Source organism: Clostridium tyrobutyricum (assembly GCF_019144085.1).
Taxonomy (GTDB): domain Bacteria; phylum Bacillota; class Clostridia; order Clostridiales; family Clostridiaceae; genus Clostridium_B; species Clostridium_B tyrobutyricum_A.
Map to the genome: position 1 here is coordinate 25,769 of NZ_JAHHUY010000017.1, position 12,880 is coordinate 38,648.

14 protein-coding genes and 1 other annotated feature are annotated in these 12,880 nt (G+C 30.6%); of the genes, 13 read left to right on the top strand and 1 reads right to left on the bottom strand.

The features are described from left to right. Positions 1-33 precede the first annotated feature (33 nt). The 13 genes from KM800_RS08970 to KM800_RS09030 all read left to right on the top strand — a co-directional run bounded on the left by KM800_RS08970 (position 34) and on the right by KM800_RS09030 (position 11,812). The gene (locus KM800_RS08970) at positions 34-1,449 is read left to right on the top strand and encodes an FAD-binding oxidoreductase (RefSeq protein ID WP_217812775.1); all 1,416 of its coding nucleotides are present in this window, start codon (positions 34-36) and stop codon (positions 1,447-1,449) included. A 147-nt stretch (positions 1,450-1,596) separates the two neighbouring features. Then, positions 1,597-2,076: a stage V sporulation protein AC gene (gene spoVAC, locus KM800_RS08975; RefSeq protein WP_217812776.1), complete on the top strand. Its 480-nt coding sequence runs from the start codon at positions 1,597-1,599 to the stop codon at positions 2,074-2,076. A 1-nt stretch (position 2,077) separates the two neighbouring features. Beyond that, complete coding sequence (spoVAD, locus tag KM800_RS08980) at positions 2,078-3,079, top strand: stage V sporulation protein AD (RefSeq protein ID WP_217812777.1); 1,002 nt, start codon at positions 2,078-2,080, stop codon at positions 3,077-3,079. A gap of 32 nt (positions 3,080-3,111) precedes the next feature. After that, complete coding sequence (spoVAE, locus tag KM800_RS08985; protein WP_217812778.1) at positions 3,112-3,465, top strand: stage V sporulation protein AE; 354 nt, start codon at positions 3,112-3,114, stop codon at positions 3,463-3,465. A gap of 82 nt (positions 3,466-3,547) precedes the next feature. After that, positions 3,548-3,861: a binding site (T-box leader), on the top strand. Between the two features lie 47 nt (positions 3,862-3,908). Further along, positions 3,909-5,339 (top strand): anthranilate synthase component I, encoded by a 1,431-nt coding sequence (gene trpE / locus KM800_RS08990; RefSeq protein ID WP_419195465.1) that lies wholly within the window; start codon positions 3,909-3,911, stop codon positions 5,337-5,339. Continuing rightward, positions 5,340-5,921, top strand: a complete 582-nt coding sequence (locus tag KM800_RS08995) for an anthranilate synthase component II (RefSeq protein ID WP_217812779.1) — start codon at positions 5,340-5,342, stop codon at positions 5,919-5,921. Continuing rightward, positions 5,911-6,921, top strand: coding sequence for an anthranilate phosphoribosyltransferase (gene trpD / locus KM800_RS09000; protein ID WP_217812780.1), 1,011 nt, complete (start codon positions 5,911-5,913; stop codon positions 6,919-6,921). Before KM800_RS08995 ends, trpD begins: the two co-directional genes overlap by 11 nt. A 5-nt stretch (positions 6,922-6,926) precedes the next feature. Beyond that, entirely contained in the window at positions 6,927-7,715 is a 789-nt protein-coding gene (trpC, locus tag KM800_RS09005; RefSeq protein WP_217812781.1) for an indole-3-glycerol phosphate synthase TrpC, read from the top strand. A gap of 24 nt (positions 7,716-7,739) precedes the next feature. Next, entirely contained in the window at positions 7,740-8,339 is a 600-nt protein-coding gene (locus KM800_RS09010; RefSeq protein ID WP_217812782.1) for a phosphoribosylanthranilate isomerase, read from the top strand. Further along, positions 8,336-9,517 carry a tryptophan synthase subunit beta gene (gene trpB, locus KM800_RS09015; protein ID WP_217812783.1) on the top strand — a complete coding sequence of 394 codons (1,182 nt, stop codon included), beginning with the start codon at positions 8,336-8,338 and terminating at the stop codon, positions 9,515-9,517. Before KM800_RS09010 ends, trpB begins: the two co-directional genes overlap by 4 nt. Then, entirely contained in the window at positions 9,510-10,298 is a 789-nt protein-coding gene (gene trpA, locus KM800_RS09020) for a tryptophan synthase subunit alpha (protein WP_217812784.1), read from the top strand. Before trpB ends, trpA begins: the two co-directional genes overlap by 8 nt. A gap of 448 nt (positions 10,299-10,746) precedes the next feature. After that, a complete protein-coding gene (locus KM800_RS09025) occupies positions 10,747-11,502 on the top strand; it encodes an SDR family oxidoreductase (RefSeq protein ID WP_330655584.1) in 756 nt (251 codons plus the stop codon). An 88-nt stretch (positions 11,503-11,590) separates the two neighbouring features. Then, on the top strand, positions 11,591-11,812 hold the full coding sequence (locus KM800_RS09030) for a DUF3006 domain-containing protein (RefSeq protein WP_017753319.1): 222 nt from the start codon (positions 11,591-11,593) through the stop codon (positions 11,810-11,812). Positions 11,813-11,886: 74 nt separating this feature from the next. Here KM800_RS09030 and KM800_RS09035 read toward each other — a convergent pair whose 3' ends face one another. Further along, on the bottom strand, positions 11,887-12,744 hold the full coding sequence (locus tag KM800_RS09035) for a YitT family protein (protein ID WP_217812785.1): 858 nt from the start codon (positions 12,742-12,744) through the stop codon (positions 11,887-11,889). Between the last annotated feature and the right edge of the window lie 136 nt (positions 12,745-12,880).

Sequence of the window (12,880 nt, forward strand, 5' to 3'; positions counted from 1 at the left end):
TTTAATTAAAAATTTAGTTTGGAGGTTATTAATATGGAATTAACATATACTAAACAATATAAAAAATTGGATGACAAAGATGTAAAATTCTTAAAGAATTTATTAGGAGAAGATAGGGTTTTTACTGGCAAGGATATAAACGATGATTTTAGCCACGATGAATTAGGAGGAGTTAGCAAATATCCTGATGCGGTAGTTAATGTTTTAACTACAGAAGAGGTTTCAAAGATAATGACTTATGCTTATGAGAATACCATTCCAGTCGTAGGAAGAGGATCAGGAACAGGACTTGTTGGATCATCTGTTCCAGTTGAAGGAGGAATAATGATAAATTTAACTCCTATGAATAAAATAGTTGAGTTAGATGAAGAAAATCTTACTTTAACAGTAGAACCGGGTGTACTTCTTATGGAAATAGCTAAATTTGTAGAAGACCATGATTTGTTTTATCCACCAGATCCAGGTGAAAAATCAGCTACTATAGGTGGAAACATAAGTACCAATGCAGGTGGAATGAGAGCAGTTAAATACGGTGTAACAAGAGATTATGTAAGAGGACTTGAAGTAGTACTGCCAAATGGTAAAGTTATAGAGGTTGGAGGAAAAGTTGTAAAGAACAGTTCAGGATATAGTATAAAAGACATTATATGTGGATCTGAAGGAACTCTTGGAATAATTACAAAAGCTATATTAAAGCTTCTTCCTCTTCCTAAAAAGGTAATAAGTCTTCTAGTACCATTTCCTAATTTGGAAAAAGCTATAAATACAGTTCCTAAAATAATAAAGTCAAAATCAATACCAACTGCTATAGAATTCATGCAAAGAGAAGTTATACTTGCAGCAGAAGAATTTTTAGGAAAGAAATTCCCTGATAATTCGTCAGATGCATATTTGTTACTTAGTTTTGATGGAAACAGTAAAGAACAAATAGAAGCTGATTATGAAAAAGTTGCAGATATATGCTTAGAAGAAGGCGCTCTTGATGTATATATTTCAGATACGGATGAAAGAAAAGAAGCAGTATGGTCTGCAAGAGGAGCATTCCTTGAAGCAGTTAAGGCAACTACTACAGAAATGGACGAATGTGATGTTGTAGTTCCAAGAAATAAAGTAGCTGAGTTTGTTAAATTCACAAATGATGCTCAAAAGCAGTTCAATATAAGAATAAGAAGCTTTGGACATGCAGGAGATGGAAATCTTCACGTATATATTTTAAGAGATGATCTTTCAAAAGAAGAATGGGATAAAAAATTAAGTGATGTATTTGATGCCATGTATAAAAAATCACAAGAATTAGATGGGCTTGTTTCTGGAGAACATGGTATAGGATATGCTAAGAGAAAATATTTATTCCGTCAATATGGTGATGATTATATTCAATTGATGAAAAATATAAAATTAGCTTTTGACCCTAAAAATATATTAAATCCAGGTAAAGTGTGTGAATAAAATTATATAGTTTTTTAAAAGAGTCTTTGTGAAAATTCACAAAGACTCTTTTATTCGTATATTTAGAAAAACATATGGTTAAACTATTTTTAGTATCAATTAAAGAAAGAGAAAGGAGGACGCTGTGAAAACAAGACAGCATATATTATGAGTTCAAATAAAAATAATAAATTAACTCCGGAGCAGAAAAAATTTCAGCAATTTGCAGAAACTAAAATACCCAAAAGAAAAGTATTAAAAAATTGTATGAGAGCTTTTCTTATAGGGGGTCTAATATGCATATTCGATCAGGCACTTCAATTCATGTTTATAAAATATTTTAATTTTACTGAGGAAACTGCAGGAAACCCTGCTTCAGCTATCCTTATAATCATAGCAGCACTATTGACGGGACTTGGTGTATTTGATCATATTGCCCAATGGGCAGGGGCTGGAACTAGCGTTCCTATTACTGGATTTGCAAATTCAATCGCTTCTGCAGCTATAGAACATAGAACAGAAGGTTATGTTCTTGGAGTTGGCAGTAATATGTTTAAAGTTGCAGGAGCTGTTATAACTTTTGGAGTATTTTCTGCATTTGTAGTATCTATATTAAGTATAGTAATTAAATGGTTAGGTGGTATGTAAAATGCTTTCAGGGAGACAGTCTTTTAAGTTTCAATCAAATCCTGTGATATTAGGACATTCCGCTGTAGGAGGGCCCTTTGAAGCGAGAGGAGCGTTAAGCCATGAGTTTGACAGACTCTTTGATGATATATGGATGGGTCAGGACAGCTTTGAAAAAGCTGAAAAAAAATTATTAGAAGAAGCATGTAATGTGGCTATAACTAAATCAAATATAAAAAAGGGAGATATAAATTTTTTTATAAGTGGAGATCTCATGAACCAAATAATAACTAGTAGTTTTGTAGCAAGAACTCTTGCAATACCATATTTAGGGGTATTTGGAGCCTGCTCTAATTCCATGGAAAGCCTTGCTACTGCATCTATATTGGTGGACAGTGGATCTTCAAATTACGTACTTGCAGGTACATCCAGTCATAATGCAGCAGTAGAAAAACAATTTAGATATCCAACCGAATATGGAAGCCAAAAGCCTCCAACTGCGCAGTGGACTGTAACAGGAGCTGGAGCAGTAGTTTTAGGAAAATCAGGAATAGGACCTAAAGTGACATCGGCAACAATAGGAAAAGTAGTTGATATGGGTGTATCTGATCCATTTAATATGGGAGAGGCAATGGCTCAAGCTGCCGTGGATACTATTGAAACTCATTTTAAGGAACTTAATAGGGATCCTTCATATTATGACATTGTGGTTACAGGAGATCTGGGAAAAATAGGTCATAAAATAGCAGAAGAAATTTTAGAACAAGATGGATTCCATTTTAAAAATGGTTGTTTTAAGGATTGTGGAATGCTCATATACAATGACAATCAACCAGTTTTTTCAGGCGGCAGTGGATGTGCCTGCTCAGCAGTTGTAACTTATGGGCATTTCTTAAAAGAGATTGAAAGAGGAAACATAAATAAAATTCTTGTAGTTGCAACGGGAGCACTAATGTCCCCTATGTCCTATCAACAAAAAGAAAGTATACCTAGTATTGCTCATGCTGTTTCAATAGAGAAATAGTTATATTAGTTTTGAAAAGAAGGTGTATTATTTTGGAAAAATTTCTTTGGGCATTTTTAGTAGGAGGAGGTATATGTGTTATAGGACAAATAATGATGGACGTATTTAAATTAACTCCAGCACATACTATGACAACTTTTGTAGTTATAGGAGCTATACTTGGAGGCCTTGGATTATATGAACCACTTATAAAATTTGCAGGAGCAGGTGCCTCAGTTCCAATAAGCAGTTTTGGAAATGCATTGGTAAAGGGAGCTCTTATGGAAGCTCAAAGATATGGTATAATTGGTGTATTGACAGGAACTTTTGAAGTAACAAGTGCAGGTATTTCTGCTGCTATAATTTTTGGATTTATAGCATCTTTATTATTTAAAGCTAAAGGATAAAATCTCTATTACATAAAAATTTTCATCAATACTGTTGACAAATCTTGAAAAAGGTTTTAAAATTAATTTATCAAATAAAGCAATAAAACCTATGAACAGAAGTAGTAAATATTATGTTATAGCTTTCAGAGAGTCTAGGGTGATGAGATCTAGATGCTAAAACTTGTATTGAATGGATCTGCAAGGTGTTAGGTGAATTATAGTAGCTGTAAACCGGGTTGCCTACCGTTAAAAATGGCAAAGTATCGAGAGTGATCTCTGTACTTTATGAGTTGAGTTTTATATTTGGGTGGCTTAATAGAAATTTTGCATTTCTTCCTAGTGGAAGAAATGCTTTTTTAATCTCAATATAAAATTAACATGGGTGGTACCGCGATAAGACATTTCGTCCCATTTAGGGATGTGGTGTCTTTTTTTATTTTTTCTATTGGGAGGTAATAAATTTGATATGTATGCAAAAAAATGAATTTGAAACATTAAGACAAAACAAAGAAGCATTTCCAGTTACTTATGAATTGAATGGAGACGAAATAACACCAATAAATGTATTTTATAATTTAGAGGGTAAAAATAAAATTATAATGGAAAGTGTGGAATTTGACAAAAAGAAGGGAAGATATTCTTTTATAGCCTCTAATCCATATATAAAGATGAAAAGTTTTAAAAATGAAATATATATAGAAAAGAAAGGAAAAACTAAAAAATTCAAAGGAAAAATTATTGAATTTGTAAAAAAGTTTATGGATATAAATTACAATAACAATATTCTTGATATACCATTTACTGGAGGAGCAATAGGATATGCAGGCTATGATGTAATAAAACAATACGAAAGAATAAGTGATGAGAATGAAGATGATTTGAATATACCAGAAGCATATTTTATGTTTTATAAGTCATTCATATGCTATGATCATTTAAAACATAGAGTTATTTTAGTATATAATGTATTTCCAAAAGATAATATTGAATATTCTGAGATTACCAACTACTTTAAAAAGCTTTATGAAAAAATTACTAATAAAACGTGTATTCATAATATTCATAATAATTCTAAAAAGGCAGAGATTAATTCAAACTATACTAAAGATGAGTTTTGTAAAAATGTAGAAAAAGCCAAGGAGTATATAAAGAAGGGAGATATATTTCAGGTAGTAGTATCTCAAAGACTTGAGTGTAAAACTGATTTGGATGCTTTTGATATATATAGAAAATTAAGATATGAAAATCCATCACCATATTTATTTTATATGGATTTTGAAGATTTTCAAATTGTAGGCTCCTCACCTGAAAGATTGGTAAGTGTACACGATGGTATAGTAAGTACAAATCCTATTGCAGGTACCAGGAGAAGAGGAGCAGATAAAAAAGAAGACGAAAAATTAAAAGTTGAACTGATAAATGATGAAAAAGAAAGAGCAGAACATGTTATGCTGGTTGATCTTGGAAGAAATGATATAGGAAAGGTTAGTGAATTTGGGACTGTTCAAGTTACAAAATTTATGCAAGTAGAAGAATACTCTCATGTTATGCATATAGTCTCAGAGGTTGAAGGTAAATTGAAAAAAAATATATCTAGCTTTGATGCTTTTGTATCATGTATTCCAGCAGGTACAGTTTCCGGTGCGCCAAAAATAAGAGCCATGGAGATAATCGATGAAATCGAAAATAGAAAGAGACTTTTGTATGCGGGTGCGGTAGGATATTTTTCCTATAATAAAAATATGGACACATGTATTGCTATTAGAACCCTGGTACTCAAAGATAAATATGCATATATACAGGCCGGTGCAGGTATAGTATATGATTCAAATCCAGAGGACGAATATAATGAATCACTTAATAAAGCCAAAGCGCTTACGGAGGTGATATAGTTGATACTCATGATAGATAATTATGATTCTTTTACTTATAATCTTTATCAATATATAGGACAACTTTATAAAGATATAAAGGTAGTTAGAAATGATGAAATTACAGTAGATGATATTGAAAAACTTAAAGATCTTCAGGGAATAATAATATCTCCTGGGCCAGGTGTACCTGATGATGCCGGTATATGTATTGATGTAATAAAAAAATATGGAAAACATATACCGATTTTAGGAATATGTCTTGGGCATCAGGCTATAGCCAAGGCATTTGGTGGAAATGTAATCAGGGCAAAGGAGATAAAACACGGTAAAACATCCATGGTAAATCACGTGGATAATAAATTGTTTAAAAAAATCAAGAATCCTATCAGGGCAATGAGGTATCATTCTTTAATTGTGGAAGAAAGTTCAATAGAATCTCAGTTTATCAAGATTGCTGAAAGTGAAGATGGGGTATTGATGGGCATTAAACATAAGACTTATCCTATATATGGACTGCAGTTTCATCCTGAATCAATATTGACTGAATGTGGACATGATATAATAAAAAATTTTTTGCAGGAGGTATGTTATGTTAAATGAAGCTATAAAAAAAATTGTATCAGGCAATGATCTATCTGAAAATGAAGCGGAAGATGTCATGAATAGTATAATGAGTGGTAAAGAGCCAGTTTCTACTGTATCTGGACTATTAATAGCCCTTAAGATGAAAGGAGAGTCAATTTCTGAAATAACAGGTTGTGCCAGAGCAATGAGAAAAATGGCTGTCCCTGTAAATCTTAGATCTGAATATTCAATTGATACTTGTGGAACTGGTGGAGATGGTGGAAAGACTTTCAATATATCCACTGCAGCTTCCATTATAGCAGCTGCAGCTGGAATAAAAGTTGCAAAACATGGCAATAAAGCTGTATCTAGCAAGAGTGGAAGTGCAGATGTTCTAAAAGAACTTGGTATTAAAATAGATTTAGACAAGTCCAAAGTTGAAAAATCCATTGACGATGTAGGTATGGGATTTTTATTTGCACCAATGTATCATAGTGCTATGAAAAATGTAGCTGGTATAAGAAAGGAACTTGGTGTCAGGACAATATTCAATATATTGGGCCCAATTACCAATCCTGCATTTGTAAAGGGACAGATACTTGGAGTATATAAAAAGGAACTTACACATCCTATAGCCAAAACTTTAATGAATTTGGGATGTGAAAGAGCTATGGTAGTTCATGGGGCAGATGGATTGGATGAAATTACAACTACTGCATTGACATATGTAAGTGAATTAAAAGATGGAGAAATAAAAGAGTATACTATAGATCCTGAAGAATATGGAATAGAAAAAGCAAGTTATGAAGATATATCAGGTGGAACTCCAAAAGAAAATGCAGATATAATTTTAGACATATTAAAGGGCAAGAAAGGCAAAAAAAGAGATATAGTAGTATTGAATAGTGCAGCAGCTCTTTATGTAGGTAAAAAGGTTGCAAATATAAAACAAGGTATTGATAATGTAAATGAAATTATAGATTCAAACAAAGCCTATGAAAAATTACAGGAGATGCTAAACTACAGCAAGGAGTGAGTATCATGATATTAGATGATATAGTTGAAGTAAAACAGAAGGAACTTAAAATTAGAAAGCAGAAAAAAACCATTGAAAATATTATTAGTGAAATTAAAATATTAAATAATGAATATAAAAGAGATTTTAAAAAAGCATTGGTTAAAGATAATATATCAATTATAGCCGAGATAAAAAAGGCTTCACCTTCAAAAGGTATTATAGTTCAAAACTTTCATCCTGAACATATAGCAAGAATATATGAACAATTGGATATAGATGCAATATCAGTACTTACAGAAGAGAATTATTTTAAGGGAAAAGATGAGTATTTGGAGTTAGTTAAGAATATAGTTTCAAAGCCTGTACTTAGAAAAGATTTTATTATAGATAAATATCAGATTTATGAATCAAAACTTTTAGGTGCAGATGCAATACTTTTGATAGTGAGAGTTTTAGGGGAAAAACTCGGAGAATTTTATAATTTAGCATCCAGTATTGGACTTCATTGTATTGTAGAAGTTCATAATAAAAGTGAACTGGATATAGCACTGGATATAGGTCCTAAAATTATTGGAATAAACAACAGAAATCTTGAAAATTTTACAGTAAACTTAAGAAATACTGAAAATTTAATTAAATATATAAGTGGGGATACTGTTATAATTTCTGAAAGTGGAATGAAGACTTTAGAAGATTTTAAATATATAAGAAGTCTTCCTGTAAATGGTGTTTTAATAGGGGAAGGATTTATGAGAAAACTTGATAATGTTGATACCATGAAAAAATTCATATATGATCTTAAAAATAATTGATGGATTGGAGGTGAAAAGTCAATATTGGTTAAAGTTAAAATATGTGGTTTAAGAAGAATAGAAGATATTGATTATGTAAATAGATACAGACCAGATTATGCTGGATTCATATTTTCTAAAAGCAGGCGTCAGATAAATTTAGAACAGGCCCAAAAGCTTGTATTTAATTTGGACAAAAATATTAAAAGCGTTGGAATTTTTGTAGATGAACCAATAGATTATGTAGATAATATTTCTAAAACACTTAAACTGGATATAATTCAATTTCATGGTTTAGAGGATAATAATTATATGAAATATTTTAAAAATTTTAGACTGTGGAAAGCTTTAAAAATAAGTGATAAAAGTGATATTTCAAATTTGAATTATAAATATGCAGATGGGTTGGTTTTAGATGGTAAAGTAGCAGGGAGCGGCAAAAGCTTTGATTGGAATATTACAAGAAGCTTTAAGTTTGAACGTGATTTGATACTTGCCGGAGGACTTAACTCAGAAAATGTAGAGTCAGCTTTAAACATGGTAAAACCTGATATTGTAGATGTTTCAAGTGGAGTTGAAACATCAGGGTATAAAGATTTAAATAAAATAAAAGAATTTATTGAGAGAGTGAGGAACGTAAAGTGATTGGAAGATTTGGAAAATTTGGGGGCCAATATGTGCCAGAAACTATAATGAATGCAATTACTGAACTGGAAGATGAGTACAATAAAGCTAAGAATGATGAAAATTTTATAAATGAATACAAGTATTATTTAAAGGATTATGTAGGAAGGGAATCGCCACTGTATTATGCTGAGAATCTGACAAAAAAATTAGGAGGAGCAAAGATCTATCTTAAACGAGAAGATCTCAATCACACAGGGGCTCATAAGATAAATAATGCTTTAGGTCAGGTACTTCTAGCAAAGAGAATGGGAAAGAAAAGAGTAATTGCAGAAACTGGTGCTGGACAGCACGGATTGGCCACAGCTACCATAGCTGCAATGTTTAATATGAAATGTGAAATATTTATGGGTGAAGAAGATATAAGAAGACAGGCACTTAATGTCTTTAAAATGAAAATACTTGGCGCCAAGGTTACATCAGTTACATCAGGTACTGGGACACTTAAAGATGCAGTGAATGAGGCTATGAGAAACTGGGTTACAAGAATCGAAGATACATTTTATGTAATAGGAACAGTAATGGGGCCACATCCATATCCAACTATGGTTAGAGACTTTCAAAGAGTTATAGGAGACGAAGCTAGAAAACAGATACTTGAAAAAGAAGGAAGATTACCTGATTGTATTGTTGCATGTATAGGTGGTGGAAGTAATGCCATGGGTATATTTTATCCATTTTCTGAAGATAAAAATGTAAGACTTATTGGAGTAGAGGCGGCTGGAAAAGGAATTGACACTGATGAACATGCAGCAAGTATAACAAAAGGTTCTGTCGGAGTTATCCATGGAATGATGACATATGTTCTTCAGGATGATGATGGACAGATACTTCCAGCGTATTCAATTTCTGCTGGCCTGGATTACCCAGGTGTGGGACCTGAACATGCATATTTTCATGATATAGGAAGAGCTGAATATGTAACAGCTAATGATAAAGAAGCAGTAAATGCTTTCGTGGAAGTATCAAGAGTAGAAGGAATAATACCTGCACTTGAGAGTTCTCATGCTCTTGCATATGCTATAAAATTAGCTCCAACACTATCAAATGATAAAATTATGATTGTAAACATATCAGGAAGAGGAGACAAGGATATGAATACTATAGCTAAAGTAATGGGGGTAAATTTAGATGAATAGAATAGATGCAAAGTTTAAGGAATTAAAAGAAAAAAATGAGAAAGCAATGATATCTTTTATAACTGCAGGGGATCCAGATTTTGAAACTACGGCAGAGCTTGTATATTCTATGGAAAATGCAGGAGCGGATATAATAGAATTGGGTGTACCTTATTCAGATCCAATAGCAGATGGACCTACAATACAGAAATCTTCTGCCAGATCTCTTAAAAATGGTACAACTATATTAAAAATAATGAATTGTGTAAAAAGTATACGCACTAATACAGAAGTACCGTTGGTATATTTAGTATATTATAATTCAGTATTTAAGTATGGAATAGAAAAATTTATAAATCAGTGCAAAGAAGTAGGAATTGACGGAATAATAATACCTGATTTGCCAATAGAAGAGAGAAAAGATATTCTTAAAATTGCTAATAAATATGAAGTTGCACTTATTCCACTAATAGCTCCAACTTCAAAAGAAAGAATAAAGAAGATAGTTGGTAATGCAAGTGGATTTATATATTGCGTTTCAACCAATGGAGTTACTGGTACAAGAAGTGAGATAAGCACAAATATGGATGAGTATATGGGAATAGTATCAAACTGTACGGATATTCCTAAAGCTATTGGATTTGGTATATCCAATGCAAAAATGGCTAAAAAGCTCAAAAAATATTGCGATGGTATTATTATAGGAAGTGCCATTGTAAAGAAAGTTGATGAAATTGAAAATAGAGAAGAAATGCTCGCAAATGTAAAAGAGTTTGTCAAAGATGTGAAGTCAGTATTATAGGTATTTGATGTAATCAGGACCATGATTTTATAATTAATTTATAAAATCATGGTCTTAATTTACACAATAAATATTATGTAAATTAAAAATAAAAGTAAACAAAAAACTATAAAATATAAATTAATGTATAGATAATGATATAATTTATTTAATACAAAACAAAAATTTTAAATAATTATTTGGAAAGGTGTATATGTTAATGAATGAAACAAATTATACTGAAATAATTAAAAATCAAACAAAATGTGTTTTATGGAGTATAAGGATTATAGCCTGGGATTTTAGGATTGGAAGATGAAATTCCAACTGGCGAGTACAATTTATATTTTTATTGATTAACTGTAAAATAATTTTAATTTATATAATAAATATTATGTTAATTAAAATAAAAAGTAAACAAAAACGAAAGAAGTGAAAAATTATAGAAAATAATAAAAAATCAGTATTAATAACAGGAGCATCCAGTGGAATAGGTTATGAACTATCTAAAATTTTTGCTAGAAACGGATTTAATTTAATATTAATTGCCAGGAACAAAACCAAATTAATACAACTATCTAATTATTTAATAAATACTTTTCATGTAGATATAAAAATTATTATAAAAGATTTAAATAAAGATACCGCTGCAGAAGATATATTTAATGAAATTAAAGAGAAAAAAATAAAAGTTCATACATTAATTAATAATGCAGGAATAGGTTACTGTGGAATATTTCATAATACAAATATAGAAAAAGATTTGTATATTATATATACAAATATACGAAGTCTTACTATTTTAACCAAACTTTTTTCTAAGGAAATGGTGAAAAATGGCGAAGGCAATATATTAAATGTTGCTTCTACTGGAGCATTTCAGCCAGGGCCATATATATCTACATATTATGCTTCAAAAGCATATGTATTATCATTTTCTCAAGCTATCAGAAATGAATTAAAAAATTATAAAGTTAATGTATCAGTATTATGTCCTGGAGCTACACTTACATCGTTTTCAAAAAATGCAGGAAAAAAAGATATAAAAAATTCAATGTCTCCGAAAAAAGTAGCTGAAATAGCTTATAAAGGACTAAAAAAGAAAAAGGGAGTTATAATTCCAGGTACTTTTAACAAAACAGCTATAATTTTTTCTAAATTATTACCAGGGTATATAAGTGCAAAAATAGTTAGGAAGATTCAAGAGAGTGTAACTATTAATTGATTTGTTTATTTGTTCTAATTTAAGCTTGTAAGTATATAATTATAGTAATATAATGGTAACATAGTAATAATATTGAGGGGGATATTGAGTGGACACTATAAAAGTTATAATAGATCGTTTTGAAGGACCATATGCGGTCTGTGAAAAAGAAGACAAAAGTATGATGGATATAAAACGTATAAATATACCAAGAGATGCCAAAGAGGGCAGTGTATTAATAATAGAGCAAAATGGTATATTTATAGACAAAGAAGAAACTGAAAAGCGAAAAAATAAAACTAAGAATATTACTAAGGATTTGTGGAAATAAAATGGATTATATATATGCATGTAAGTATACAAAATGAAGATGTTTAAATATCTTCATTTTGTATATAATATTAATTAATGTATAGTTTTCTTTTTGAGACTTTTTCCTGATACATCTACATTTGATACACTTACCAATGCGTGTTTGTCAAAACCAGTTACGATGGATTTAAGTTTAGATAATTCCAAACGAGAAACTATTACATAGATTACATTAGTAGGAACATTAGAATAAGCTCCTTTTCCTTCTAAAAGAGTAACACCTCTTCCCAATCTGGCTAAAAGAGCATCTGTTATTTGCTGATATTCATTAGAAACTATTATAACAGATTTTGATTCATCTAATCCTTCAACAGTAATATCAATTACCTTAAATGCAATATAGTATGTTAATAGAGAATACATAGCTCTATCCCATCCGAATATTAATCCTGCACTACCTAATATAAACAAATTTATAAACATGACTATTTCTCCTACAGAGAAAGATGTACGTTTATCAAAAATTATAGCAATAATTTCAGTACCATCTGTTGATCCACCATTTTTTATAACTAGTCCTATACCTATTCCTATAAGTATTCCTCCAAATATAGCTGCTAAAAGTGTATCATTTGTTACAGGGTTTAAGTGTTTTACAATAGATACCATAACAGATAATGATGTTACGGAAAACAGGGTACAAAGGGTAAATGTTTTTCCAATATGCTTATATCCGACTATTAAAAATGGTATATTTAATATAAATATAAACAATCCAAGTGGTAAACCTGTAATATAGCTAGACATAATGGATATACCAGTTACCCCTCCATCTATTACATTATTTGGAATTAAAAAAGTTTCTAAGCCTATTGCTGCTAATGTAGTACCAATAAACATAAATATTACTCTTCTCACTGCTGAAAAAAATCCCTGATATTTTATTGACATTAGATCACATCCTTTATATTAATATTTTTATATATTGAATAATATTTTATTTAAACTATTACATTCGTATTATATTAGAATACTATATAATTTTTGTTTAAAATACTATGAATGTATTAAAATATTATATACTAAA